The organism is Pseudomonas sp. PAMC 25886 (genome assembly GCF_000242655.1).
Taxonomy (GTDB): domain Bacteria; phylum Pseudomonadota; class Gammaproteobacteria; order Pseudomonadales; family Pseudomonadaceae; genus Aquipseudomonas.
Genome location: NZ_AHHC01000025.1, coordinates 105,783 through 129,877 on the forward strand (window position 1 = coordinate 105,783; position 24,095 = coordinate 129,877).

At 60.6% G+C, this 24,095-nt stretch carries 24 protein-coding genes; 7 read left to right on the plus strand and 17 right to left on the minus strand.

The annotated features are described in order from the left end of the window. Positions 1-107: 107 nt before the first annotated feature. The 7 genes from tauD to MUM_RS0108295 form a co-directional block, all read right to left on the minus strand. Positions 108-944: a taurine dioxygenase gene (gene tauD, locus MUM_RS0108265; protein WP_029615806.1), complete on the minus strand. Its 837-nt coding sequence runs from the start codon at positions 942-944 to the stop codon at positions 108-110. A 22-nt stretch (positions 945-966) separates the two neighbouring features. Beyond that, positions 967-1,803 (minus strand): taurine ABC transporter permease TauC, encoded by an 837-nt coding sequence (tauC, locus tag MUM_RS0108270; protein ID WP_010168923.1) that lies wholly within the window; start codon positions 1,801-1,803, stop codon positions 967-969. Further along, positions 1,800-2,579: a taurine ABC transporter ATP-binding subunit gene (tauB, locus tag MUM_RS0108275; protein WP_029615807.1), complete on the minus strand. Its 780-nt coding sequence runs from the start codon at positions 2,577-2,579 to the stop codon at positions 1,800-1,802. Before tauB ends, tauC begins: the two co-directional genes overlap by 4 nt. A gap of 18 nt (positions 2,580-2,597) precedes the next feature. After that, the gene (tauA, locus tag MUM_RS0108280) at positions 2,598-3,575 is read right to left on the minus strand and encodes a taurine ABC transporter substrate-binding protein (protein WP_003213167.1); all 978 of its coding nucleotides are present in this window, start codon (positions 3,573-3,575) and stop codon (positions 2,598-2,600) included. A gap of 206 nt (positions 3,576-3,781) precedes the next feature. After that, the gene (gene gshA, locus MUM_RS0108285; RefSeq protein ID WP_010168929.1) at positions 3,782-5,365 is read right to left on the minus strand and encodes a glutamate--cysteine ligase; all 1,584 of its coding nucleotides are present in this window, start codon (positions 5,363-5,365) and stop codon (positions 3,782-3,784) included. 213 nt (positions 5,366-5,578) lie between these two features. Continuing rightward, positions 5,579-5,962, minus strand: coding sequence for a PaaI family thioesterase (locus MUM_RS0108290; RefSeq protein WP_008435797.1), 384 nt, complete (start codon positions 5,960-5,962; stop codon positions 5,579-5,581). Next, positions 5,962-8,286 (minus strand): Tex family protein, encoded by a 2,325-nt coding sequence (locus MUM_RS0108295; protein WP_010168933.1) that lies wholly within the window; start codon positions 8,284-8,286, stop codon positions 5,962-5,964. Before MUM_RS0108295 ends, MUM_RS0108290 begins: the two co-directional genes overlap by 1 nt. Positions 8,287-8,642: 356 nt before the next feature. Here MUM_RS0108295 and ompR point away from each other — a divergent pair, with 356 nt between their 5' ends. Beyond that, positions 8,643-9,383: an osmolarity response regulator transcription factor OmpR gene (gene ompR / locus MUM_RS0108300; protein ID WP_003213175.1), complete on the plus strand. Its 741-nt coding sequence runs from the start codon at positions 8,643-8,645 to the stop codon at positions 9,381-9,383. A 116-nt stretch (positions 9,384-9,499) separates the two neighbouring features. After that, positions 9,500-10,813 (plus strand): ATP-binding protein, encoded by a 1,314-nt coding sequence (locus MUM_RS0108305; RefSeq protein ID WP_003213176.1) that lies wholly within the window; start codon positions 9,500-9,502, stop codon positions 10,811-10,813. 128 nt (positions 10,814-10,941) lie between these two features. Here the strand turns inward: MUM_RS0108305 and rimK are convergent, their stop codons facing one another. The 3 genes from rimK to rimA are packed head-to-tail and all read right to left on the minus strand — an operon-like array spanning position 10,942 to position 13,122. Next, complete coding sequence (gene rimK, locus MUM_RS0108310; RefSeq protein WP_003187674.1) at positions 10,942-11,847, minus strand: 30S ribosomal protein S6--L-glutamate ligase; 906 nt, start codon at positions 11,845-11,847, stop codon at positions 10,942-10,944. After that, a complete protein-coding gene (rimB, locus tag MUM_RS0108315) occupies positions 11,844-12,326 on the minus strand; it encodes a retropepsin-like aspartic endopeptidase RimB (RefSeq protein ID WP_010168938.1) in 483 nt (160 codons plus the stop codon). Before rimB ends, rimK begins: the two co-directional genes overlap by 4 nt. Positions 12,327-12,342: 16 nt before the next feature. Then, complete coding sequence (gene rimA, locus MUM_RS0108320) at positions 12,343-13,122, minus strand: S6 modification regulatory phosphodiesterase RimA (protein ID WP_010168940.1); 780 nt, start codon at positions 13,120-13,122, stop codon at positions 12,343-12,345. A gap of 116 nt (positions 13,123-13,238) precedes the next feature. Here rimA and MUM_RS0108325 point away from each other — a divergent pair, with 116 nt between their 5' ends. After that, on the plus strand, positions 13,239-13,646 hold the full coding sequence (locus MUM_RS0108325; protein WP_010168942.1) for an RNA-binding S4 domain-containing protein: 408 nt from the start codon (positions 13,239-13,241) through the stop codon (positions 13,644-13,646). Positions 13,647-13,688: 42 nt separating this feature from the next. Here the strand turns inward: MUM_RS0108325 and MUM_RS0108330 are convergent, their stop codons facing one another. After that, positions 13,689-14,489, minus strand: a complete 801-nt coding sequence (locus tag MUM_RS0108330) for a phosphatase PAP2 family protein (RefSeq protein WP_010168944.1) — start codon at positions 14,487-14,489, stop codon at positions 13,689-13,691. Positions 14,490-14,615: 126 nt separating this feature from the next. Here MUM_RS0108330 and hslO point away from each other — a divergent pair, with 126 nt between their 5' ends. Beyond that, positions 14,616-15,518 carry an Hsp33 family molecular chaperone HslO gene (gene hslO / locus MUM_RS0108335; RefSeq protein WP_010168945.1) on the plus strand — a complete coding sequence of 301 codons (903 nt, stop codon included), beginning with the start codon at positions 14,616-14,618 and terminating at the stop codon, positions 15,516-15,518. A gap of 179 nt (positions 15,519-15,697) precedes the next feature. Beyond that, positions 15,698-17,239: a phosphoenolpyruvate carboxykinase gene (locus MUM_RS0108340; protein ID WP_003213191.1), complete on the plus strand. Its 1,542-nt coding sequence runs from the start codon at positions 15,698-15,700 to the stop codon at positions 17,237-17,239. 57 nt (positions 17,240-17,296) lie between these two features. On the opposite strand, the gene MUM_RS0108345 is transcribed toward MUM_RS0108340, so the two are convergent. The 5 genes from MUM_RS0108345 to MUM_RS1000000133115 all read right to left on the minus strand — a co-directional run bounded on the left by MUM_RS0108345 (position 17,297) and on the right by MUM_RS1000000133115 (position 20,761). Beyond that, positions 17,297-18,148 carry a DMT family transporter gene (locus tag MUM_RS0108345; RefSeq protein WP_010168946.1) on the minus strand — a complete coding sequence of 284 codons (852 nt, stop codon included), beginning with the start codon at positions 18,146-18,148 and terminating at the stop codon, positions 17,297-17,299. Positions 18,149-18,257: 109 nt separating this feature from the next. Beyond that, a complete protein-coding gene (locus MUM_RS0108350) occupies positions 18,258-18,614 on the minus strand; it encodes a DUF1493 family protein (protein WP_029615808.1) in 357 nt (118 codons plus the stop codon). Positions 18,615-19,364: 750 nt separating this feature from the next. Next, positions 19,365-19,694: a hypothetical protein gene (locus MUM_RS0108355; RefSeq protein ID WP_010168948.1), complete on the minus strand. Its 330-nt coding sequence runs from the start codon at positions 19,692-19,694 to the stop codon at positions 19,365-19,367. A 303-nt stretch (positions 19,695-19,997) separates the two neighbouring features. Next, the gene (locus MUM_RS0108360) at positions 19,998-20,591 is read right to left on the minus strand and encodes a putative adenosine monophosphate-protein transferase Fic (protein WP_010168949.1); all 594 of its coding nucleotides are present in this window, start codon (positions 20,589-20,591) and stop codon (positions 19,998-20,000) included. Continuing rightward, positions 20,591-20,761, minus strand: a complete 171-nt coding sequence (locus MUM_RS1000000133115; protein ID WP_003213201.1) for a YhfG family protein — start codon at positions 20,759-20,761, stop codon at positions 20,591-20,593. The genes MUM_RS0108360 and MUM_RS1000000133115 overlap by 1 nt, the downstream gene beginning before the upstream one ends. A 209-nt stretch (positions 20,762-20,970) precedes the next feature. Here MUM_RS1000000133115 and MUM_RS0108370 point away from each other — a divergent pair, with 209 nt between their 5' ends. Together MUM_RS0108370 and MUM_RS0108375 are read left to right on the plus strand one after the other, a co-directional pair. After that, a complete protein-coding gene (locus tag MUM_RS0108370; RefSeq protein WP_010168951.1) occupies positions 20,971-22,908 on the plus strand; it encodes a RecQ family ATP-dependent DNA helicase in 1,938 nt (645 codons plus the stop codon). Between the two features lie 23 nt (positions 22,909-22,931). After that, positions 22,932-23,363: an acyl-CoA thioesterase gene (locus MUM_RS0108375; RefSeq protein WP_029615809.1), complete on the plus strand. Its 432-nt coding sequence runs from the start codon at positions 22,932-22,934 to the stop codon at positions 23,361-23,363. A 132-nt stretch (positions 23,364-23,495) separates the two neighbouring features. Here MUM_RS0108375 and MUM_RS0108380 read toward each other — a convergent pair whose 3' ends face one another. Next, positions 23,496-23,975 (minus strand): glycine zipper domain-containing protein, encoded by a 480-nt coding sequence (locus MUM_RS0108380; RefSeq protein WP_010168957.1) that lies wholly within the window; start codon positions 23,973-23,975, stop codon positions 23,496-23,498. Positions 23,976-24,095: the final 120 nt, after the last annotated feature.

Consider the following 24,095-nt stretch of genomic DNA (forward strand, 5'->3'; position numbering starts at 1 on the left):
TGGGAGCGGGCTTGCTCGCGAATGCGGGGTGTCAGTCACCGAATTTATTACTGATCCACCGCATTCGCGAGCAAGCCCGCTCCCACATTTGATGCGTGGTGTGCCTGTTAAAACGGCACATCTCCAAGAATCGTCGCCCGATGCATCACCCGCCGTTGCGGCCGGTAGTCATCCACGGCGTAGTGCTGGGTCACGCGGTTATCCCAAAACGCCACGTCATTTTCCTGCCAGCGCCAGCGAATGGTGAACTCCGGCCGGGTGGCATGGGCAAACAACAGCTTCAGCACCGCTTCGCTTTCCGCCGGCTCCAGTTCGTTGATCTTGCTGGTGAACCCCTCACTGACGAACAGCGATTTGCGCCCGCTCACCGGGTGCGTACGAATCACCGGATGGGACAGTGGCGGGTTCTTGCGCCGGGCTTCTTCCCAGCGCGCCAGGTCTTGCGGCGTGTTGCCGTAGCGTTCCAGCGGGAAGGAGCGCGTGAAATCGTGGGTCGCGGTCAAGCCGTCCAGCAGTTTTTTGAACGGCTCGGACAACGCCTCATACGCGGCAATCCCACTGGCCCACAATGTGTCGCCGCCGAACTCCGGCAGCAGCTTGGCGCTGAGTACTGCGCCGAGGGCCGGGGTGGGCAGGAAGGTCACGTCGGTGTGCCAGATGGCGTTGTCGCGCACGTCGGTCACGGCGGTGTCGAGGATCAGCACTTCAGGCTGTTCCGGCACGTTGGGGTAGATCGGGTGAATGTGCAGGTCGCCGAAATGTGCCGCGAACCGCGCCTGTTGCTGCGGGTCGATTGGCTGGTTGCGGAAGAACAGCACCGAATGCTTGAGCAGCGCCTGTTCGATGGCGTCGCGGTGTTCGAGGGTCAGCGGTTGGGTGATGTCGACGCCACTGATCTGGGCGCCAAGGGCGGTGCTGAGAGGCGTTACGGTCAGGCTGCTCATGGGGTTCTCGTCGAAGATGTGCTTAGTGTGCCTGGCCATGCCAAGGCACCAGTTTGCGCTGCAGGGCACGCAAGCCCATTTCCATGGCGAAGGCGATCAGTGCGATCACCAGAATCCCCAGCACCACCACATCGGTGACCAGGAACTGCGCGGCGGATTGCACCATGAAGCCCAGGCCGCTGGTGGCGGCGATCAGCTCGGCGGCGACCAACGTCGACCAACCCACACCGAGGCCAATCCGCACGCCGGTGAGGATGTCGGGCAGTGCGCTCGGCAGGATCACATGGCGAATCAACTGGGCCCGGGTGGCGCCCAACGACTGCGCGGCGCGCAATTTGGCCGGGTCGACCGTGCGCACGCCGGTGGCGGTAGCGATGGCGATCGGCGCAAAAATCGCCAGGTAGATCAGCAGCACCTTGGACAGCTCGCCGATGCCGCACCAGATCACGATCAGCGGCAGGTAAGCCAAGGGTGGAATCGGCCGGTAGAACTCGATCAGCGGGTCCAGAATGCCTCGGGCGACGCGATTGGAGCCGATGGCAATGCCCACCGGCACGGCGGTCAGCACGGCAAAACCGAGGCCCAGGCCGATGCGCTTGAGGCTCGCGCCCAAGTGCTGCCACAGGGTGGAGTCCATGTAGCCGGTAGTTGCCAGCAGCCAGCCTTTTTGCAGCACGGCAGAAGGCGGTGGCAGGAACAGCGGTTCGATCAGCCCGCTGGCGGTCACGGCCCACCAGATGGCAACCAGCGTCACCAGGGTCAGCACGCTGATCCAGCGGGTGCTCAGGCTGCGGCGTACAGGGACCACGGGTTTGGTCACCGGTTTGGCGGCCGTGGCCGGTAATTCGTAACTGCTCATGCGGACACCTGCCGTTGGGAGAACACCTTGCCCAGCACGTGTTCGCGGGTTTCGATAAAGCGCGGGTCGGATTTGATCGCCCGTGCCGACTCACCGGCGGCATAGCGCTGGCCGAAATCCAGGCTCAGGCGCTCGACGATCTGCCCGGGGTTGGGCGCCAGCAGGATCAGGTCCGTGGCGAGGAACACCGCTTCTTCGATGTCGTGGGTAATCAGGAATACGGGTTTGGCCGTACGCCGCCAGACTTGCAGCAACAGCTCCTGCATCTGCTCGCGGGTGAAGGCATCGAGGGCGCCGAAGGGTTCGTCCATCAGCAATACGCGTGGGTCGGCGGCCAATGCGCGGGCCAGGCCGACACGTTGCTTCTGGCCACCGGAGAGTTGCCAGATACGACGGCTGTCGAAACCGGCGAGGTCCACCAGGGCAAGCATTTCCCGGGCGCGGATTTCGCGCTGGGCCTTGGGCACGCCCGCCAGCTCCAGGCCGAAGCCGACGTTGGCCAGCACGTCCTGCCAGGGCAGCAGGGCGTCGTCCTGGAACACCACGCCACGCTCGGCGCTGGGGCCTTTTACCGGCACACCGTCAAGGGTGATGCGCCCGGCACTGGGTTCGACAAAACCGGCAATCAGGTTCAACAGCGAAGTCTTGCCACTGCCGGAAGGGCCGAGGGCCACCAGCAATTGCTGGGGCCCAAGGCTCAGGGAAATATCTGCCAGTACTGGCTCCGGGCTGCCTGGGTACTGTGCGCTGATGCGCTCCAGTTGTAGCAAGGCCATCGCGGTTAACTCCTGGTATCAGTTGGTGATGAACTTCGGGCTGACGTACGGGGCGTAGTCCGGCAGTACGGCGTCGACCTTGCCTTGTTCCTTGAGGAACGCGGCGGTGTCGGTGACGGCCTTGGTGGTCGGTGCGCCGAGCAGGGTGACCTGGTCAGCCGCCAGCGGGTAGACGTTGCCTTGCAGCAGCAGCGGAATGTCGCTGGCCTTGGCCCCGGAGAGCTTCACCAGTTTGTCGACGTTGCCTTTGTCAGCCAGCCAGGCTTGTGGGTCTTTGCGGTAAGCGGCGTAAGCATCCAGGGTGACCTTGGCAAAAGCCGTGACGATTTCCGGGTGCTTCTCGGCGAAATCCTTACGCACGATCCAGGCATCGAAGGTCGGCGCGCCGAACTTGGCCAGTTCGCCGGAGGTGATCAACACCTTGCCGTTTTCCTTGGCGACGCCCAGGGCCGGGTCCCACACGTAGGTGGCGTCGATATCACCACGCTTCCAGGCGGCGATGATGGCCGGCGGGGCGAGGTTGAGGATGGTCACTTTCGAAGGGTCGATGTTCCAGTGCTTCAACGCGGCCAGCAGGCTGTAGTGGCCGGTGGAAACAAACGGCACGGCGACTTTCTTGCCGATCAGGTCCTGCGGGCTGTTGATCCCGGAGCCGTTGCGCGCCACCAGGGCTTCGGCACCGCCGATCTGGGTCGCGATCAGGAAGGTTTCCACCGGGACCTTGCGGGTAACCGCAGCGGTCAGCGGGCTGGAACCGAGGTAGCCGATCTGCACGTCGCCGGAAGCGATGGCGGCGATGATGTCGGCACCGTTGTCGAATTTGCGCCAGTCGATCTTGGCGTTGGTGGCTTTTTCATAGGCGCCGTCGGCCTGGGCGACTTTCGCCGGGTCAACGGTGGTCTGGTAAGCGATGGTCACGTCGGCGGCCTGGGCAAACAGGCTGGCACCGGCCAGGGACAAGGCCGCCAGGAGGCGAAGGGGAAAATGCAGTTTCAAGGGAGGAGTCCTCATCAGGCGGCCGGAGGTCGGCGTATGAGAAGACTAAATGATCTAAGAATCCGAAAATAAATAACATTTTCGAATTAGCTTATGAGGGGAAACGCGGTCGCTGCGTCGATGCATAAACAGTGTAGGAGCCAGCTTGCCGGCGATGGCGTTCTTGAGGTCGCCATCGCCGGCAAGCCGGTTCCTACAGGGGCGTGTCAGTTGCTGATGGCGAGGATGCTCGCCTGGTACGAGCCGACAAACACGTCAAAGTCGCCCACTTCGTTCTGCTCCAGCTCCGCCTGCTGCGCCAGCGAATTACGCGCCAGTTCCTCAAAGCGTGCCTGTTCCTCAGCCTTCAACGGCTCGCTGCGGAAGTGCTCCGCATGCACCTGGCTCTGATGCAGCGAGAACTGCGCAAAGCTCTCTTTACGCTCGCTCATGGCCGCCAACACCTGGGCCGACGGGGTCAGGGACGAATCCTTGACCTTCGCCAGCTGGGCGTCCAGCGCCTGGCTGTGTTCATTGATGCCCTGGCTCTGGTCCAGCAAGGCTGCCAACGGAGCGATCTGCTCCAGCAACTCGGCGGCCCATTCCTTCATGTCCACGGATTCGCCACGGCGCCGCAATTGCAGGCCCGGACGGCGACCTTCCTTGACCACACTGAGGAAGTTGGAAGTGGCGTTGCCGCACTCGTTGTCGGCGAACAGCGGGCTGTCGTTGAGCGCGCAATACAGCAGGAACGCGTCGAGGAAGCGCGACTCCTGCAAGTCGATGCCCATTGGCAGGAACGGGTTGATGTCCAGGCAGCGCACTTCGATGTACTGAATACCACGGGCCATCAGCGCCTGGATCGGCCGTTCGCCGGTGTAGGTCACGCGCTTGGGGCGGATGTTGGAGTAGTACTCGTTTTCGATCTGCAGGATGTTGGTGTTGAGCTGTACCCACTCACCGTCCTTATGGGTGCCGACTTCGACGTACGGAGCGTAGGGCGTTGCCACCGCTTCGCGCAGGCTGTCGGTGTAGCTCGCCAGGTCGTTGTAGCACGGCGTCAGGCCGGCCTGGGCGTTGCTCTGGTAACCCAGGTCGCTCATGCGCAGGCTGGTGGCGTACGGCAGGTACAGGGTGTCGGCATCCAGCACTTCGAGCTGGTGCGAGCGACCGCGCAGGAAGCCGGCGTCCAGGGCCGGCGAGGCGCCGAACAGGTACATCAGCAGCCAGCTGTAGCGGCGGAAGTTACGGATCAGCGCGATATAGGCCGTGGACTGGTAGTCCCGGTCGGTGCCCACAAAGCCTTCGGCTTCCTTGAGCAGCGGCCAGAGGTCTTCCGGCAGGGAAAAGTTGTAGTGGATCCCGGCGATGCACTGCATGGTCTTGCCGTAACGCAGGGCCAGGCCCTTGCGATACACGTACTTGAGCTGTCCGATATTGGAGGTGCCGTAGTAGGCAATCGGAATATCTTCCTCGGCCGGCAACGGGCACGGCATCGATGGACTCCACAGGTACTCGTTGCCGAGCTTGCTGTAGGCAAAGCGGTGGATCTTGTCGAGGCTGCTCAGGGTGTCGGCCGGGTTGGGCAGGGCCGGCGTGATGAATTCCAGCAGCGACTCGGAATAGTCGGTGGTGATCTGTTCGTGGGTCAGTGCAGCGCCCAGGGCCTCGGGATGCGGCGTTTGTGCCAGCCGACCCTCACCGGTGACGCGCAGGCATTCGCGCTCGATGCCGTGCAGGCACTGCTCGAGCAAAGAGAGGTGTTCGTGCTTGCCGAGCAATGCCAGGCGGCGGTTGAGAAGTTCGCTCAAGTTGGATTCCTTCACGCGTCAGTCGCCCCAATATGGGGGTGGGCAGGACGGTCTACAAGGGTGAAGTGGAAACTGGCGTTATCGCCTGGTTTTCGAGCCGGATTGACCCACTCGGAAAGTGCCGCTTCATCCTTGAATCTGGCTATCGCGCACGAAGAAAAGTTCGGCGCAACTTTCGCAGCGCCGAAATTAACTCAAATCGATGACAGGGAGCTATAGGACAGCGAAGGTGCCTTGTGCTTTTGCGACCAGTTTTTCGTCCTGGTACACGTCAGCCTCGACCACCAGCGTGCGCCGGCCCGGGTGGATGACCCGGGCGGTGCACAGCACATCACCGTCGGAAACGGCGCGGATGTAGTTGATTTTGCATTCGATGGTCGCGCTCTGCTGGTCGAAACCATGGGAGCTGGAACACGCCAGCCCCATGGCAATGTCCACCAGGCTGAAGATCGCCCCGCCATGGAGCTTGCCAGCGCGGTTGCGCAGTTGCGGTTCCAGGGTCATGGCCACCTCGGCAACGCCGGTTTCCAGGCGTTGCAGGCGGCAGCCAATGAGTTCGCTGAAAGCACTGTGGGTCAAGCCGGCTGGCAGTTCCATTAACGTTTCTTCAGTTGTTTGGCGTTGGCGAACAGCGAAGCCATGGCGTTATTGGCCGGGGCTGGCGCAGTGGTTTCCTTGCGGGGTGCGCTGCCTTGGGACTGGCGTGGCGCCGAGCCTGGGCGTGCGCCGCGGGCACCGTCGATTTTCTCGCCGGGGGTGTCGCTCATGCGCATCGACAGGCCGACGCGTTTGCGCGGGATGTCGACTTCCATGACTTTCACCTTGACCACGTCCCCGGCTTTTACCGCTTCGCGAGGGTCCTTGATGAACTTCTCCGAAAGTGCAGAGATGTGGACCAAACCGTCCTGATGCACGCCGATATCCACAAACGCGCCGAAGTTGGTCACGTTGGTGACCACGCCCTCGAGGATCATCCCCAGTTGCAGGTCCTTGAGGTCTTCGACGCCTTCCTGGAACTCGGCGGTCTTGAACTCGGGACGCGGGTCGCGGCCAGGTTTCTCCAGCTCTTGCAGGATGTCGGTGATGGTTGGCACGCCGAAGGTTTCGTCGGTGTACTTTTTCGGGTCCAGGCGCTTGAGGAACGCGGCGTCGCCGATCAGCGAGCGGATGTCGCGGTCGGTTTCAGCGGCAATGCGTTGTACCAGCGGGTAGGCTTCCGGGTGGACGGCCGAGGAGTCCAGCGGGTTGTCGCCATTCATGACGCGCAGGAAACCGGCGGCCTGTTCGAAGGTTTTTTCGCCAAGACGTGCGACTTTTTTCAGCGCTGCGCGGGTCTTGAACGCGCCGTTTTCGTCGCGGTGCGTCACGATGTTCTGCGCCAGGGTGGCGTTGAGCCCGGAGATACGCGCCAGCAGCGCAACGGAGGCGGTGTTCACGTCCACGCCGACGGCGTTCACGCAGTCTTCAACCACTGCGTCCAGGCCGCGAGCCAGTTTCAGCTGCGACACGTCGTGCTGGTACTGGCCGACGCCGATGGATTTCGGATCGATCTTCACCAGTTCGGCCAATGGATCCTGCAGGCGGCGAGCAATGGACACGGCGCCACGGATCGACACGTCGAGGTCCGGGAATTCCTTGGAGGCCAGCTCGGACGCGGAGTACACCGAAGCGCCGGCCTCGGAGACCATCACTTTGGTCATCTGCATGCCTGGGTATTTTTTGATCAGCTCGGCGGCCAGCTTGTCGGTTTCACGGCTGGCGGTGCCGTTGCCGATGGCGATCAGGTCCACCGAGTGCTTGGCGCACAGGGCGGCCAGGATCGCGATGGTCTGGTCCCACTTGTTGTGCGGCACGTGGGGGTAAACCGTGGCGTGGTCGAGCAGCTTGCCGGTGGCGTCGACCACGGCAACCTTGCAACCGGTACGCAGGCCCGGGTCGAGGCCCAGGGTTGCGCGCGGGCCGGCGGGTGCGGCCAGCAGCAGGTCATGCAGGTTGTGGGCGAATACGCTGATGGCTTCGGTTTCGGCGCCGTCGCGCAGTTCGCCCAGCAGGTCGGTTTCCAAGTGCGTGTAGAGCTTGACCTTCCAGGTCCAGCGCACGACTTCACTGAGCCACTTGTCCGCAGGACGATTCTGATTCTGGATGCCGAATTGTTGACCGATCATGCCTTCGCACGGGTGCATGGTGCCCGGCAGCTCGTCGCCGACTTTCAGCGCGGAGCTCAGGATGCCTTCGTTGCGACCGCGGAAAATCGCGAGTGCGCGGTGGGACGGCATGCTTTTCAGCGGCTCGTCGTGTTCGAAGTAATCGCGGAACTTGGCGCCTTCCTCTTCCTTGCCGGCGATCACGCGGGCACTGAGGGTGGCTTCCTGTTTCAGGTAGTTGCGCAGTTTTTCCAGCAGGTTGGCGTCTTCGGCGAAGCGCTCCATGAGGATGTACTTGGCGCCTTCGAGGGCTGCCTTGACATCGGCGACGCCTTTTTCGGCATCGACAAAGCGCGCGGCTTCGCTTTCCGGAGCCAGGGACGGGTCGTTGAACAGGCCGTCGGCCAGCTCGCCGAGGCCGGCTTCCAGGGCGATCTGGCCCTTGGTGCGGCGCTTCTGCTTGTACGGCAGGTACAAGTCTTCGAGGCGGGTCTTGGTGTCGGCGAGCTTGATGTCGCGTTCCAGTTGCGGGGTCAGCTTGCCTTGCTCTTCGATGCTGGCGAGGATGCTGATGCGCCGTTCGTCGAGTTCTCGCAGGTAGCGCAGGCGCTCTTCCAGATGCCGCAACTGGATATCATCGAGGCTGCCGGTGACTTCTTTACGGTAACGGGCGATGAAGGGCACCGTGGAGCCTTCATCCAGTAGAGCGACGGCCGCTTCGACCTGTTGTGGGCGTACACCGAGTTCCTCGGCGATGCGGCTGTTGATGCTGTCCATAAAACCACCTGAAATTCTGAAAGCAGGCTCGCAGGCCCGGAAAACAAGGCGTGCGAGGCTGGTTGAGCGGCCCGACTGGCGCCGCTGCCTGGGTCAAGAGGCAGCCTATTGACCCTCGAAATCGAAAAAATCACTACAAGCGGGTGAAAAAATCCCCTGGCAGTAAACGGTAACGAACGGACGTTGCCCTGCACAAAGGCGCCGCATTATAACCGGCGATCCGCCCTTGGGGGGATTGCGGCCAAGGTTGTAAGGCGCGGGTTCGCTGGCGGTAGAGGAAAAATCTGCTAACAATGCACACGGTGCGTATAACGGCAGCTACGCCATAATGCGCGCCGAGATAAGAGGAGCATCTAATGAGCAGCACTGCACAAACTGCTGAAGGCGAAAAAATTCTCATCGTTGATGACGATCCGGGGCTGAGCAGCCTGCTGGAGCGCTTCTTCAACTCCAAGGGCTATCGTGCCCGCGCGGTGCCAAACACCGAACAGATGGACCGCCTGTTGGGACGTGAAGTCTTCAACCTGGTGGTGCTGGACCTGATGCTGCCCGGCGAAGACGGCCTGACCGCCTGCAAACGCCTGCGCGGCGCCAACAATCAGATCCCGATCATCATGCTGACCGCCAAGGGCGATGAGCTGAGCCGCATCAAGGGCCTGGAACTGGGCGCCGACGATTACCTGGCCAAGCCGTTCAACCCGGATGAACTGATGGCGCGGGTCAAGGCCGTACTGCGTCGCCAGGCCGCCCCGGTACCGGGCGCACCCGGCAGCGAAGACGAAAGCGTGACCTTCGGTGACTACGAGCTGTCGCTGGCCACCCGTGAGCTCAAGCGTGGCGATGAAGTGCACATGCTGACCACCGGCGAATTCGCCGTGCTCAAGGCACTGGTGATGAACGCCCGCCAGCCGCTGACCCGCGACAAGCTGATGAACCTGGCCCGTGGCCGCGAGTGGGACGCCCTGGAGCGCTCCATCGACGTGCAGATTTCCCGTCTGCGCCGGATGATCGAGCCTGATCCATCCAAGCCGCGTTATATCCAGACGGTGTGGGGCGTGGGTTACGTGTTTGTGCCGGATGGCACTGCAACCAAGTGACCAATGATTTGCAGAAGCGGGCCTGCCGGTGATGATTCGATAAGAGTCAGCCGGTTGCCCGGCGTTTGCAATTCTGCGAGCCTCGCTCGCTCCTGCCAGGTGTCTAGCTGTTTTTTATGAAAACCCCGTTGTGGTTCCCGCAGAGTTTCTTCTCACGCACCCTTTGGCTGGTGCTCATCGTCGTACTGTTTTCCAAGGCCCTGACACTGGTTTATCTGTTGATGAACGAAGACGTGCTGGTGGACCGGCAGTACAGCCACGGTGTCGCCTTGACCTTGCGCGCCTATTGGGCCGCAGACCCCGAGAACCGCGAGAAGATCGCCAAGGCCGCCACCCTGGTTCGGGTTGCGGGCGCAGGCGTGCCCGAGGGTGAGCAACATTGGCCCTACAGCGAAATCTATCAGCGCCAGATGCAGGCCGAACTGGGTGAAGACACCGAGGTGCGGCTGCGCATGCATGTGTCGCCAGCGCTGTGGGTGCGGGCGCCGAGCCTGGGCGAGGACTGGCTGAAGGTGCCGCTGTATCCGCATCCCTTGCGGGGGCAGAAGATCTGGAACGTGCTGGGCTGGTTCCTGGCGATTGGTCTGCTTTCAACGGCGTCCGCCTGGATCTTCGTGCGCCAGCTCAACCAACCACTCAAACGCCTCGTATTTGCTGCACGTCAGCTGGGTCAGGGCCGGAGTGTGCGGCTACCTATCAGCGACACGCCGAGTGAAATGACCGAGGTGTACAGCGCCTTCAACCAGATGGCCGAGGATGTCGAACAGGCGGGGCGCGAGCGCGAGCTGATGCTGGCGGGGGTGTCCCATGACCTGCGCACGCCGCTGACGCGCTTGCGGCTGTCTCTGGAATTGATGGGCAACCACACCGACCTGACCGACGACATGGTTCGCGATATCGAAGACATGGACGCGATTCTCGACCAGTTCCTGGCGTTTATCCGTGACGGTCGGGACGAGGTGGTGGAAGAGGTCGACCTGACGGACCTGGTCCGTGAGGTGGTGGCGCCCTACAACCAGAACGGCGAGCAGGTTCGCATGCGTTTGGAGCCGATCCAGCCGTTTGCGTTGCGCCGGGTATCGATGAAGCGGTTGCTGAACAACCTGATTGGTAACGCCCTGCATCACGCCGGCTCCGATGTGGAAGTGGCGGCGTATGTTTCCGGGGATACCAGCGCGCCTTACGTGGTGCTGAGTGTGATGGACCGTGGCGCCGGTATCGATCCGGCGGAACTGGAGGGCATCTTCAACCCGTTCACCCGTGGCGACCGTGCCCGGGGTGGCAAGGGCACCGGCCTGGGGCTGGCGATTGTGCGGCGGATTGCTTCCATGCATGGCGGCAATGTTGAGTTGCGCAACCGGCCGGACGGCGGACTGGAGGCACGAGTGCGTTTGCCGCTGGGGCTGATGTTGCCTAGAGACGCGGTCTAGCCAGCAACGAAAAGCATATGTGGGGGCGGGCTTGTGTGGGAGCCGGGCTTGCCCGCGATGGCATCACCACGGTTCGCCAGAAAAACCGAGGTGCCTGTATCGCAGGCAAGCCAGCTCCTACAGGGGGCTTAACCCTTGCCTTTGGTGCGCGTCATATTCGGCCCACCATTCTTCTCCAGATGCTGAATGATGATCCCCGCCACATCCTTGCCGGTGGTGGTCTCAATCCCTTCCAGGCCCGGTGACGAGTTCACCTCCATCACCAGCGGCCCGTGGTTGGAACGCAGGATATCCACACCCGCCACACTCAACCCCATGACCTTGGCTGCCCGCAGGGCCGTCATGCGTTCTTCCGGAGTGATCTTGATCAGGCTGGCGCTACCGCCACGGTGCAGGTTGGAACGAAACTCTCCCGGCTTGGCCTGGCGCTTCATCGCGGCGATCACCTTGTCGCCCACCACGAAGCAGCGGATATCCGCACCGCCGGCTTCCTTGATGTACTCCTGCACCATGATGTTCTGCTTGAGGCCCATGAACGCCTCGATCACCGACTCGGCCGCTGTCGCGGTTTCACACAGCACCACGCCGATGCCCTGGGTGCCTTCCAGCACCTTGATCACCAGCGGTGCGCCGTTGACCATTTCGATCAGGTCGGGAATGTCGTCCGGAGAGTGGGCGAAGCCGGTCACCGGCAAACCAATACCCCGGCGCGACAGCAGTTGCAACGAGCGCAGCTTGTCCCGCGAACGGGCAATGGCCACCGACTCATTCAGGGGGAAAACGCCCATCATTTCAAACTGGCGCAACACTGCGCAGCCATAGAACGTCACCGAAGCGCCGATACGCGGGATCACCGCATCGAAGCCTTCCAGCGGTTTGCCCCGGTAGTGGATCTGCGGCTTATGACTGGCAATGTTCATATAGGCGCGCAACGTATCGATCACCACCATCTCATGGCCACGTTCGGTGCCAGCCTCAACCAGCCGACGGGTGGAATACAGACGCGGGTTACGCGACAGCACAGCGATCTTCATGCAACACCTGTGGCAGAGGTAGTAGAGACCGGGAACACCGGCTTGTCTTGAACGTATTTGAGGCCGGGGTTGACCACCAGCTGGCCGTCAATCAGAGCCTTGGAACCCAGCAACAGGCGGTAACGCATGGCTTTGCGGCAGGCGAGGGTGAATTCCACACGCCACACCCGATCGCCCAGGGCCAGGGTGGTGCTGATCACATACCGCACCTGGGCCTGGCCGTTGGAGCTTTTAATGGTTTTCATCGCCACCAGCGGCGCTTCACAGCGCCGGTGACGCAGTTGCACCACGCTGCCCAGGTGCGCGGTGAAGCGCACCCACTTTTCACCGTCGCGCTCAAACGGCTCGATCTCGGTGGCATGCAGGCTTGAGGTACTGGCGCCGGTGTCGATCTTCGCGCGCAGGCCCGCCACTCCCAGGTCGGGAAGTGCCACCCACTCACGCAGACCCACAACGGTCAAATGGTCAAATGTCTTCAATATGAATAACCAACAATTAATTCGCCCAGGCGTCGGGTGATACCTTGGCCAGGGCTTTGAATGCAGGCTTGGCGAACCAGTAGCCCTGCATCAGAAATATTCCACAGTCGGCGAGAAAGTCTCGTTCGCCAGCACTTTCGATGCCTTCGGCGATGACAGTAACGCCCAACTGCTCACAGATTGTGACAATCCCCCGGACGATCACCTGACGGACACGATCACGGTCGACATCGCGGATCAGCGCCATGTCGAGTTTGATCAAGTCAGGTTGGAAATCGGCCAGCAGATTCAGCCCCGAATAGCCCGCCCCGAAATCGTCGATGGCGGTCTTGAAGCCGAATTCGCGGTATTCACGCAGAATATTCGTCAAATGGCGATAGTTATCTACGTGCTCGCTTTCCAGTGTCTCGAAAATCAGGCGATCCAACGGAAAATTATGCGCGCGGGCCGCCTCCAGGGTGCTTCGGATGCACAGCTCTGGTCGATAAACCGCATTGGGCATGAAGTTGATTGAAAGGTGCGTCTGCATGTTGAGTGTCGCGGCGGTGGCGATCGCCTTGGTGCGGCATTGCTGGTCGAAACGGTAGCGATTGCTGTCGTTGACCTGATCCAGCACCGACAGCGCGCCCTCGCCATTGACGCCGCGCACCAGGGCTTCATGGGCAAAGACCGACTGGTCGCGCAGGTCCACGATAGGCTGATACGCAAAGGCAAACTCAAAGCCCAGCGGTTCACTTTGCTGGCAACCCGCACAGCCTTGTTTGGGCGAGGTGAGTGAAAGGGGAAAGTCGGTCACACGTTAACCTCGCGAAAACAGGATGCTACCTGGCGTATCTTAGGTGAGCTCAAGGGTTTATGCGTTGAAGGCTTTCAACGGTAAAGTTGCGACATTTTTCAGAGCGAGGAATTCAAGTGGCTCAGAAGCAGGAAGAGGAAGAAAAAGTCCGTTTGGACAAGTGGCTGTGGGCGGCGCGCTTCTTCAAGACGCGGGCCCTGGCCAAGGCGGCTATCGAAAGTGGCAAGGTGCATTGGCGCGGCGAGCGTTGCAAGCCGGGCAAGGAGCCGCGCATTGGCGACGAATTCCAGATTCGTGTCGGTTTTGATGAGCGAACCGTCGTGGTCCAGGCACTCTCGATTGTGCGCAGGGGCGCTCCCGAGGCGCAGGCGTTGTATACCGAAACCGAAGCCAGCATCGCCAAGCGCGAAAACGCGGCGGCGATGCGCAAGGCGGGCTCCCTGGGCATGACCACCGATGGCAAGCCCAGCAAGAAACAACGACGTGACCTGTTCAAGTTTCGCGGCAGTGGCAATGATGATTAACGGGCGAACCGCAGGAGCCGGGCCGGCTCCTGCCACATCCCGTCAAGCGCTGCGAATGACGCTCAAGCGATTAACCAGCGGCACCCGCTGAAACCACTCGAACACGGGGCTCGTCACCCGCAACAGAAACCCCGAAACCCTCGCCGCAAACGGCGTGTAGTAACCCCAACCCAACGCCAACAGCGCCAGCAACACGCCCCCGATGTAATCGTCTTGCCCCCAATGCGCGCCGGCTACCAGCCGCGGCATCATGAACAGCAATGCCAGCCCCCAGATCACAAGGACCTGCCCGATTCGCTTGGCAAACACGGTCATGAACATCCCCCAGATCAACAACACTGACGCATGATCCCCCGGGAAACTCTGGCTGGAGCGGTCCTTCAGTTCCCAGGTTTTTTCAAGGCCGGGGAAATAGTCACTCATCTGGATCGCCCCGCTGATCACCATCGACGGGCTATGGTGTTGCCAGCCCATCTGCGCCGCCAGCTTGGAAAACAGCATGCGGATAAACAGCAACAGCAGCAGAGTACCCAGGAACCCGAAAAACGCCTGGCGTACTTCGATCGCCTTGAACACCCAATCGCCGCGGATCAGCAGCGTCAGCAGAATCACCCCGACCACCGCGTCAAACGGCCGCAAACTGGCCACCGCCCACACATGCAGCCACGTCGGGCTGCTCGCCAAGGGGTCGTTGAGCAGATGAAACAGCCACTCGTCGAAAACCACGCACAGCGCTTGGCCCGCTGGCCAGAGCCAGAAACACAACAGCCCCAGAGCGAGTAAATTGCACAGGGCCAATCGCCCGAGGTTCCACTTGGCTTGGAACAAACCCGGATTGTTCATAAACTGTTTCCTCTTTGCTTTAAAAGCGCTTCGTTTTCCCGTAGAAGGCCGCACCAAAATGGTGCTAAAGCGTGTAATTCTATAAACGTTGTCATCTTTTTGTCATCAATTCAGATACCCAGACCTATGACTGATCTACCGGATACCGACTTCACCCAACGCTTCATCTTCGACGACAGCGACGCCCGCGGCGAACTGGTCGCGCTGGAGCGCAGCTATGCCGAAGTCCTTGCCAAGCACCCCTATCCGGAGCCGGTCGCGCAATTGCTCGGCGAGCTGATGGCGGCTGCCTCGCTGCTGGTGGGCACCCTGAAGTTCGATGGCCTGCTGATCCTGCAAGCGCGCTCCGAAGGCCCGATCCCGCTGCTGATGATCGAGTGCTCCAGCGAGCGCGAAATCCGTGGCCTGGCCCGTTACGACGCCGACCGCATTGCCCCTGACGCGACCCTGGCCGACCTGATGCCGGACGGCGTGCTGGCGTTGACCGTCGACCCGACCGTAGGCCAGCGTTACCAGGGCATCGTCGACCTCGACGGCGAAACCCTATCCGACTGCTTCACCAACTATTTCGTGATGTCCCAGCAAGTGGGCACCCGCTTCTGGCTCAACGCCGATGGCCATCGCGCCCGTGGCCTGCTGCTGCAACAACTGCCGGCCGACCGCATCAAGGATGAAGAAGACCGCGCCGACAGCTGGGCACACATCACCGCCCTGGCCGGCACCTTGAAAGCCGAAGAGCTGTTGGGCCTGGACAACGAAACCATCCTGCACCGCCTTTACCACGAAGAGGCCGTGCGCCTGTTCGACGTGCAATCCCTGCGCTTCCATTGCAGCTGCTCCCGCGAGCGCTCGGCCACTGCCCTCGTCAGCCTGGGCCTGGAAGATGCGCAGGACCTGGTGGTGGAACACGGTGGCAACATCGAGATCGACTGCCAGTTCTGCAACCAGCGCTACCTGTTCGACGCCGCCGATATTGCTCAATTATTCGCCGGCGCAGGCGTAGACACCCCTTCAGGCACCCGCCACTAAAACGTTTAAGCACAGGTAAATCACCTGACAAACGCCGGATTTCCGCCGTTCTGACCGGAGGGCCCTACTCTTTTTGGGCTTTTCTGGCATAATCCGGCCCACTTTTTTCGCGGTAGTAGTGCGCAACTTTCTACTACAAAACGTTTGGAGCACTCGGCCATAGGCCGACGGGGAACCTCATGACGCAAGCCAATAACGCCGTATACACTGACCTGAGTGTTGACGATCTGGTCAAAGAAGCCCTGCAGCGCGGTGAAGGCGTGCTTGCCGATACTGGAGCGCTGGTCGTAGAAACCGGTCATCGTACCGGCCGTTCGCCAGTCGACCGCTTCATCGTTGAAGAGCCTTCCACCCAGGCTGCCATTGCCTGGGGCCCGATCAACCGCAAGTTCCCGGCCGACAAGTTCGATGCCCTATGGGCTCGCGTCGAGGCATTCAACAACGCGCAAGAGCATTTCGTTTCCCACGTTCACGTAGGGGCCGCAGAAGACCACTACCTGGCCGTGAAAATGACCACCCAGACTGCCTGGCAGAACCTGTTCGGTCGTTGCCTGTTCATCAACCCGGCCCAGTACAACCCGGCCGGTCGTGAAGAGTGGCAAGTGCTCAACGTGGCCAACTTCGAATGCGTGCCAGAGCGTGACGGCACCAACTCCGACGGTTGCGTGATCCTCAATTTCGCCCAGAAAAAAGTCCTGATCGCCGGCATGCGTTACGCCGGTGAAATGAAAAAAGCCATGTTCTCGGTGCAGAACTTCCTGCTGCCGGCTTCCGACGTACTGCCAATGCACTGCGCCGCCAACATCGGCGAAGCTGGCGACGTGACCCTGTTCTTCGGCCTGTCGGGCACCGGCAAAACCACCCTGTCCGCCGACGAAAGCCGTTACCTGATCGGTGACGACGAACACGGTTGGGGCGAGGGCGTGGTGTTCAACATCGAAGGCGGTTGCTATGCCAAGTGCATCGACCTGTCCGAGAAGAACGAGCCGGTTATCTGGAAAGCCATCAAGCACGGCACCGTGCTCGAAAACGTGGTGATCGACGATGCCAAGCACGCCGACTACACCAACGTCAGCCTGACCCAGAACAGCCGCGCCGCCTACCCGCTGGAGCACGTGGCCAAGCGTTCCGAGAAAAACCTCGGTGGCGAGCCAAACGCTGTGATCTTCCTGACCTGCGACCTGACCGGCGTACTGCCGCCCGTGTCGATCCTCAGCGAAGAACAAGCGGCCTACCACTTCCTGTCCGGCTACACCGCACTGGTGGGCTCGACCGAAATGGGCTCGGGCGGCGGCATCAAGTCGACCTTCTCCACCTGCTTCGGCGCGCCATTCTTCCCGCGCCCGGCCGGTGAATACGCAGAACTGCTGATCAAGCGCGTGCGCGGCTTCGGCTCCAAGGTCTACCTGGTCAACACCGGCTGGACCGGCGGCGGCTACGGCGTTGGCAAGCGCTTCAACATCCCGACCACCCGTGGCGTGATTGCAGCGATCCAGAGCGGCGCGTTGATCGGTGCCGAAACCGAGCACCTGGACACCATCAACCTGGACGTGCCGTTGGCAGTACCGGGCGTCGAGACTGGCCTGTTGAACCCACGTAACACCTGGGCTGACAAGGCTGCTTACGACGAAGCCGCGAAAGCGCTGGCGGGCCTGTTCATCGAGAACTTCAAGAAGTTTGAAGTGAGCGATGCGATCAAGGCTGCGGGTCCGAAGTTGTAAGATTCGGCCGTTGTGAAAAAGCCGCCCCTTGTGGGCGGCTTTTTTGTGGGTGAAGGGTCAGTCGACGAGGTGCAAAACCACAGCGCCGACCAGTACCAATACGACCCCGGTTACTTGTACCGCTGACAGTCGCTCCTTGAAAAACACAAACCCCAGAATCGCCGCGATCCCGCCCGATAAGGTACTGATCACCGTCACCACGGAAACCGAGCCGGCCATGGCGCCCCAGGAGAATGCCGAGAACCCGCCGAGGTTCATCAAGCTCGCCCCGGTCAGCGTTGCGCAGTTTTTCAGCGGCGGGATTTTCAGGCCGTCTTTGATTTTGAGCACCATCAACACCAGCACGCACAGGCCTACCAGATAGCCAAGCCAAAGCATCGTGACCGGGCCAAGCGTCGGCAGGGTGTAGCGGCCTTGTACCCAAAAGCTTGTGCCGTAGAGCAACGCTGCGAGCATTGCGTAGGCAATCGAGCGGCTGGAGCTGTTGTGAGGGACGCCATTGTCCTTGTGAATGCTGGACAGGATCACGCCAATGACGCAGAGGGCGATGCAGCCGAGTTGGATCAGGCTGATGTGTTCGCCGCTGGCCCATGACAGCAAAGTAGTCACGACACCGTAGGACGTCACCAGCGGCGCGACAATGGCCGCTTTGCCCAGCGAGAAGGCCTTGGACAGCGCAAGGGCGCCTGAGACGGTCAGCAGGGCTGCTGCGGCGCCCAGGAGCCACACACTCAAAGGCGCTGCGAGGGATTTGATGAGGAAGGTCGGGAATATGACCAGCAGCAGGGTCATGATCAGGAAGCCCAAGGCCTGGCCGAAGTACACCGCGCGTTTTACGCCGACGGCTCGGGCATTGAGGCCCACAAGGAAGTCCGTGCCGCCCCAGAGCAGGGCGGCCAGCAGGCCCATTAGTACGTCCATGTAAGGTCCTTGTTATTTTTTTGAGGGCTGCGGTGTATCGGCTTATAGGTGTGTCGGCTGTCCTGGCCTCATCGCGGGCAAGCCCGGCTCCCACACTTCAGCTGAGATTTTCCAGGGTTTGGGTGTCCCAGCGCTCAGTCTTGATAGCCAGGTAGAGCATACCGATGGTCAGCGGGATTTTATCGCCGCGACCTTTGGCTCGGCGTTTCAGGAACACATCGAAGACCGGAGGCTGGAAGTAACGATAAGCGTCGTAGTCGTTCAAGTCGACGGCGAAATCCTGTTCCAGCGCCTCCATGAATTGCTTGGCCTCGGTGCCGTCGCAGCCCAAGTCCAGGTTGATTGAGGTTTCGAGGCGGATGGTTTTGTGTTTGGGCAAGCCGATTTCGTCGTGCAGCAGTTGCAGGAGTTGCTGCATGGCGGGGTCTTCGGGGAAGTGGGGGGCCAGGTTCATGATGGGGGTACGCAGGAGTGGGTGAGGAGGGCGGTTACGTTTCCGGCGAAATTTATTTCGTGTGATGAACAGTGCCAAGCCTATCAAGAACAGGGCGATAGGGAGGAGTTGAATGCTGAGAATGATGGCCACGTAGGGTAGCCAGAAAGTCAGGATTAGCCCCGTCGTTAGAAAGGTGAGGGCAAATCGCGTTCTGATTGTGGCGTCGGTGATTTGGTAGTGCAGCAGCAGGTAAGCGGCGAAAAAGCACGCTGCTTGTAAGTAGAGCATCTGACTATGACTCATTTGAGTACACGTGCATTGAGGACGTAGAGCATTGAGGGCCGATTCCGCTTTTAGCTTGAGCGTCAGCAGAGACTTGCGCGCTAATCAGGCACAGAGTGGCGAGTTTGTGTCTGTTATGGGGTGTTACGGTAAATCGGATCACGGTGAACGCGATGCCATAGTGGCCGATGTATTGAGTCCTTTCGAGGTTCACGGGGTTTTTGCCGAGTAGATGACGGAGCGCTAGTTTCGGTCAGGCTGCGGTGAGTTCTGTAGAGGGATTGGCTGGTGCGGCAAGCAGTTTGGGAAGGATATGGCATGGCGCTCGGCGTTTTCTTACGGCCTTATCCTGGATTTGCAGTGGATTGATACTTCGCAGGCGACTGAATCAAAAGTGGAGGCCGGGCTTGCCCGCGATGGCGGTGTGTCAGTGGTAGAAGTGTTGTCTGACACTCTGCTATCGCGGGCAAGCCAGCTCCCACATTTTTAGCTCTGCGACTGCTCAGATGGCGTTCGCTTTACGGCGTCGGTGGTGGTGAGTTGCATCATGCCGGTTTGGGCGGCTCCCAGCAGGTCGCAACCGTCTTGGACGAGCAGGTACAAGGCGTTGGTGATGTGGGAAATGTCTTTGAGGTCGGCCTGTTCGAAGGTCAGGCAGGAGAAGGTTTCGAGCAGATCGGCTGCAGCGCGGATGCGTTGGTGGGCTGCGGACTGGATATCTTCGGCGGCGGCTTCGGTGTCGATGAGCAGGGGGTGGGTATCGGTGAAGTTGGTGCCAAGTGGAAGGTAGCGGTTTATCGCTTCAGGTGTTTGCATTTGAAGGTACTCGGTTTGCTGTTAAGTAACCATCATCACCGTGGCCAAACGATGGGTGGCGGACTGTGCGCAGGTTGGCCAACCGGAAACAGCAATCCGGCACGTCCGAGGACGTCCCACACACAGCCGCCATAACATTGCGCTGAGAAGACGATAGACGTCCGCCAGACAAGTGATGGCACTTATGTGTGCTGTTTTCGAGTGACCAAACCCGGTCGCTGAATTTGCAACGACGGGGCGAACCTTGGCGGGAGTGCGGGGCGAGAGCAATAAACAGATCGTTACCAGCTTTAACGATCAGGGCTAGCGCGGGGTGCTGATGCACCGCTCAAAAATCGCCTCCAACCCCCGGTAATCACACGCCACTGCATCGATGTTCGCCGGTATCCACGCTGCGTTCTTCACCAGCCACCAGTTCACTGAAAACCCGGCATTCACGATGATCTGCTCGAACAGAATCCGCTGCGCCCGGCCGTTCCCTTCGCGAAACGGGTGGATCACGTTGAGGTCGCCATAAGCCTCGGCGATCTGTGTCACCAACTCGGCCTGGGTAACGCCGACAAACCAGTTGGCCTGCGCCATGTGCTGGATGATCTTTGCGGCTTCGGGCGGGATACGCTCTGGTGTGCAGAACAGGGTGTCGCCTTTCTGGATGTTGACCGTACGCAGTTCGCCGGCCCAGTCGTAGATGTCTCCGAACAGGGTGCGGTGGATGTGTTGCAGGCGTTCAAGGTCGTAGGGCGGGGGAAACAGTGGCAGGCTGCCTACGGCAATTTCAGACAGTTCCCGCTCGGCCTGGTGCAGGCGCTCTTCGTCGAACAAATCCAGGCGGTTACGCAGGACGCTGCTACCGGGGTAGCAGTATGGGTCCTGGCCCACGCCGTATTTGTCGAGCATCAGCGTGGGGTGTTGCGGTACTTGGCGAGGACGGCTTCCCGGGTCGGCAGGGGCTTGTCGACGTCGGCGGGCTGGGTGTCGAACCCTTCCAGGCGCAGGCTGGCCAGGTAGTTGGATCGGCGGATCTTGTCGTAGTGATCCTGCTTTTGCTCAAACGTCAGTTCGGCCATGACAGCTTCCTCTCGGTGCGAAGCTTGATTGTAGCGCAATGGGTTTCGAGATGCGTCCTGCGCGAGGTTGGAACGTTTCCTACTGGTGCCTACTCCATTGCCCAGGCTGTGTATCATCCTGACTCTTTTTAACTTGCGACCTTTCTCGATTCGCTGAATGCGCTGGTCTATGTTTTGGGCTCGTTCAGCGGTCAATGGAGTGACAGCTTATGCACAACACCCTCCAACAGGTCTTTGGTTATCCACAGTTTCGTTTGGGCCAGGAGGCGGCGATCAGCGCCGTGCTGGCCGGCCGTTCGGCGGCGGCGATTTTCCCCACCGGTTCCGGCAAGTCCCTGTGCTATCAACTTTCCGCTGTGTTGCTGCCGCATCTGACGCTGGTGGTGTCGCCGTTGCTGGCGTTGATGCAGGACCAGTTGGGTTTCTTGCAACGCCACGGTATTTCCGCTGGCAGCATCGATTCGGCCCAGAGCCGGGATGACGCCAATGACGTCATGGCCCGGGCGCGTTCGGGAGAGCTGAAGATCCTGATGGTTTCCGTGGAGCGCTTGAAGAACGAGCGCTTTCGCAATTTCCTGCAAAGCGTGCCGATCTCGCTGCTGGTGGTGGACGAGGCTCACTGTATTTCCGAATGGGGCCACAACTTTCGCCCGGATTACCTGAAGCTGCCGGACTACCAACGCCAGTTCCGCATCCCCCAGGCGCTGCTGTTGACCGCTACGGCCACGCCCAAGGTGATCGCCGACATGCAGGCCAAGTTCGCCATTGCGCCGGACGATGTGATCACCACGGGCTTTTACCGCGCCAATCTCAACCTGCTCGTTGAGCCCGTCGCCGGCCAGGACAAGCGTCGACGCCTGGTGGCCTGGATGAAAGAGCGGGCCAATCAGCCGAGTATCGTCTACGTCACCCTGCAGAAAACCGCCGAACAGATTGCCGAGCATTTGAATCGCAACGGTATCCAGGCCGAGGCTTACCACGCAGGGTTGCCCAACGATAAGCGTGAAGGCATTCAGCGGCGATTCATGGGCGGCCAGTCCAATTGCATTGTCGCCACGATTGCCTTTGGCATGGGCATCGACAAAAGCGACATTCGCAACGTGGTGCACTTCGACCTGCCCAAATCCATCGAGAATTACAGCCAGGAAATCGGTCGTGCCGGACGTGATGGGCAGCCGTCTGATTGTCTGGTCTTGGCTAACCGTGACAGCCTCAATATCCTGGAGAACTTTGTGTACGGCGACACGCCGGAGCAGGAAGGCATTCGCCGCGTCCTTGAGGAGATACAGGCGGCCCGTGCTGAAGGGCAGTGGGAGTTTCTACTCCGCTCTCTTTCGGACCACAGCAACATCCGCGAGCTGCCGCTGAAGACCTTGCTGGTGCAGCTTGAGCTCAAGGGCGTGATCGCGCCGCGCTATGCGTTTTACGCCGAATACCGCTTCAAGTACCTGATTGAGCCTGAAGCACTGCTGGCGCGGTTTTCCGGCGAGCGGCAGCAGTTTGTCGCGGCAATTATCCAGGTCTGCAAACGGGCAAAAACCTGGGCGACGGTGGATTTCGATGCGCTTTATCAGCAGCATCAGGCCGAGCGCAATCGGGTGGTAAAGGCTCTGGATTACTTCCAGGAACAGGGCCTGATCGAGATGGAAAGCAAGCAGATGACCGAGGTTTACGGCCTGCTGAATACCGACTTCGATCCACACGCGCTGAGCACGGAGTTATACACAGGCTTCAAGCAGCACGAGGTGACAGAGGTGGCGCGGATTCACGCCATGCTGGATCTGTTCGCTACAGAGGAGTGCCTGGGTTACCGTCTGGCGCACTATTTCGGCGACGAAAACGCGCCCCGGCAATGCGGGCATTGTTCGGTGTGCCACGGTAACGTTGCACACTTGCCAGCGCCGCCGAGCTTGCCGCTGCTTGTGGATAAAAACTTCCAGGCGCTGTGCGGTGAATTTATCCACAGGCATCATGAGTACAACGGCCACTTGCCGGGCGCGGAGCGCTTGACGCGGTTCCTGGGCGGGATCAGCGTGCCGTTGTTTACCAAGCTCAAGGCGAAGAGCATTCCAGGCTTCGCTGCGCTTGAGGAATATCCCTACGCCGAAGTGCGGGAATGGGCTGAAGCTCATTTGAACGACCTGTAAATTCACTGACCCGAGACTTGCCCATGTCTGACTCAATGCCGCAGCGCGCCGACTACCGTCACTTCCAGCCGATCATCACGCGCTGGCATGACAACGATGTGTATGGCCATGTGAATAACGTCACCTATTACAGCTTCTTCGACACGGCGGTAAATACCTACCTGATCGAGGAGGGCGGATTGGATATTCATGACGGCGAGGTGGTAGGTTTTGTGGTGAGTTCGGCGTGCGATTACTTCGCGTCGATTGCCTTTCCGGACCGCATCGAGATCGGCCTGCGGGTGGGCAAGTTGGGCAACAGTTCGGTGCAGTATGAGCTGGCGGTGTTCAAGGCTGGCGAAGAGGACGCCTGTGCTGCGGGGAGGTTTGTGCATGTGTTCGTGGATCGGGCGTCGAACCAGCCGGTGTCGATTCCAGAAGCGCTGCGAGGTGCCTTGCAGCGCTTGGTGGCTTAACGCCGCTTATGTGGGAGCTGGCTTGCCTGCGATAGCATCGCCGCGATTTGGCTGATACACCGAGGCGACTGCATCGCAGGCTAGCCAGCTCCCACACTATTTTGCTGCGTTTTCCGGAAGGTATTTCCAGTCTTAGCGGTGGCGATAGTGATGCTTGTTCTTGCGATGCCCATAAGCATGCCCGCGCCCGCGATGGTCATCGCGGTCATAACGGCGGTCGTCGCGCCCGCGGTAACGACGGTCGTCGTCATCGCTCTTGTTGCCCATGTAGTTGCCCAGCGCGCCACCGGCGCCACCGCCGGCTGCTGCGCCGATCAGGCTGCCGGTGCTGCCGCCGACACTGCGGCCCACCACGTTGCCGCCGGCCGCGCCCAATGCGCCGCCAATGGCCGCTTCGCCACGGCTGCGCTTGTCTGCGCCGACCGCACTGCCGCCTGCGCCGCCCAGGGCTGCACCGATGGCCGAACCGGTGTTACCGCCCAACTGCTGACCTACGACCGAACCTAAAACCCCGCCCAATGCGCCGCCCACACCGGCTTCGGTGGTGCCACCGGCCATGGCTGCGCCACTGACCAGGCCAAGGGACAACAAGAGAATCGAGGAGAACTTCATAGAGGAACCTCAAGAGGATGACGGCGCGATCCTGAGGTTGTATCGAGGCGGAAACAATCGAAACCCGACCAGTGGTATGGGTTGTATACAATTCTGTAAGTTGTTGTTTTTTATCGGGAA

Coding starts and splice junctions, on each gene's coding strand:
- MUM_RS0108380 (WP_010168957.1), bottom strand. CDS start 23,975: ATGAAGTTCTCCTCGATTCTCTTGTTGTCCCTTGGCCTGGTCAGTGGC.
- MUM_RS0108350 (WP_029615808.1), bottom strand. CDS start 18,614: ATGAACCTGGCCCCCCACTTCCCCGAAGACCCCGCCATGCAGCAACTC.
- tauB (WP_029615807.1), bottom strand. CDS start 2,579: ATGGCCTTGCTACAACTGGAGCGCATCAGCGCACAGTACCCAGGCAGC.
- MUM_RS0108345 (WP_010168946.1), bottom strand. CDS start 18,148: ATGGGCCTGCTGGCCGCCCTGCTCTGGGGCGGCACGGACTTCCTTGTG.
- MUM_RS0108360 (WP_010168949.1), bottom strand. CDS start 20,591: ATGCTCGACAAATACGGCGTGGGCCAGGACCCATACTGCTACCCCGGT.
- MUM_RS1000000133115 (WP_003213201.1), bottom strand. CDS start 20,761: ATGGCCGAACTGACGTTTGAGCAAAAGCAGGATCACTACGACAAGATC.
- tauC (WP_010168923.1), bottom strand. CDS start 1,803: ATGAGCAGTTACGAATTACCGGCCACGGCCGCCAAACCGGTGACCAAA.
- tauD (WP_029615806.1), bottom strand. CDS start 944: ATGAGCAGCCTGACCGTAACGCCTCTCAGCACCGCCCTTGGCGCCCAG.
- MUM_RS0108355 (WP_010168948.1), bottom strand. CDS start 19,694: ATGCAAACACCTGAAGCGATAAACCGCTACCTTCCACTTGGCACCAAC.
- MUM_RS0108295 (WP_010168933.1), bottom strand. CDS start 8,286: ATGGACAGCATCAACAGCCGCATCGCCGAGGAACTCGGTGTACGCCCA.
- MUM_RS0108375 (WP_029615809.1), top strand. CDS start 22,932: ATGTCTGACTCAATGCCGCAGCGCGCCGACTACCGTCACTTCCAGCCG.
- MUM_RS0108290 (WP_008435797.1), bottom strand. CDS start 5,962: ATGGAACTGCCAGCCGGCTTGACCCACAGTGCTTTCAGCGAACTCATT.
- MUM_RS0108370 (WP_010168951.1), top strand. CDS start 20,971: ATGCACAACACCCTCCAACAGGTCTTTGGTTATCCACAGTTTCGTTTG.
- MUM_RS0108330 (WP_010168944.1), bottom strand. CDS start 14,489: ATGAACAATCCGGGTTTGTTCCAAGCCAAGTGGAACCTCGGGCGATTG.
- ompR (WP_003213175.1), top strand. CDS start 8,643: ATGAGCAGCACTGCACAAACTGCTGAAGGCGAAAAAATTCTCATCGTT.
- hslO (WP_010168945.1), top strand. CDS start 14,616: ATGACTGATCTACCGGATACCGACTTCACCCAACGCTTCATCTTCGAC.
- rimK (WP_003187674.1), bottom strand. CDS start 11,847: ATGAAGATCGCTGTGCTGTCGCGTAACCCGCGTCTGTATTCCACCCGT.
- MUM_RS0108305 (WP_003213176.1), top strand. CDS start 9,500: ATGAAAACCCCGTTGTGGTTCCCGCAGAGTTTCTTCTCACGCACCCTT.
- MUM_RS0108340 (WP_003213191.1), top strand. CDS start 15,698: ATGACGCAAGCCAATAACGCCGTATACACTGACCTGAGTGTTGACGAT.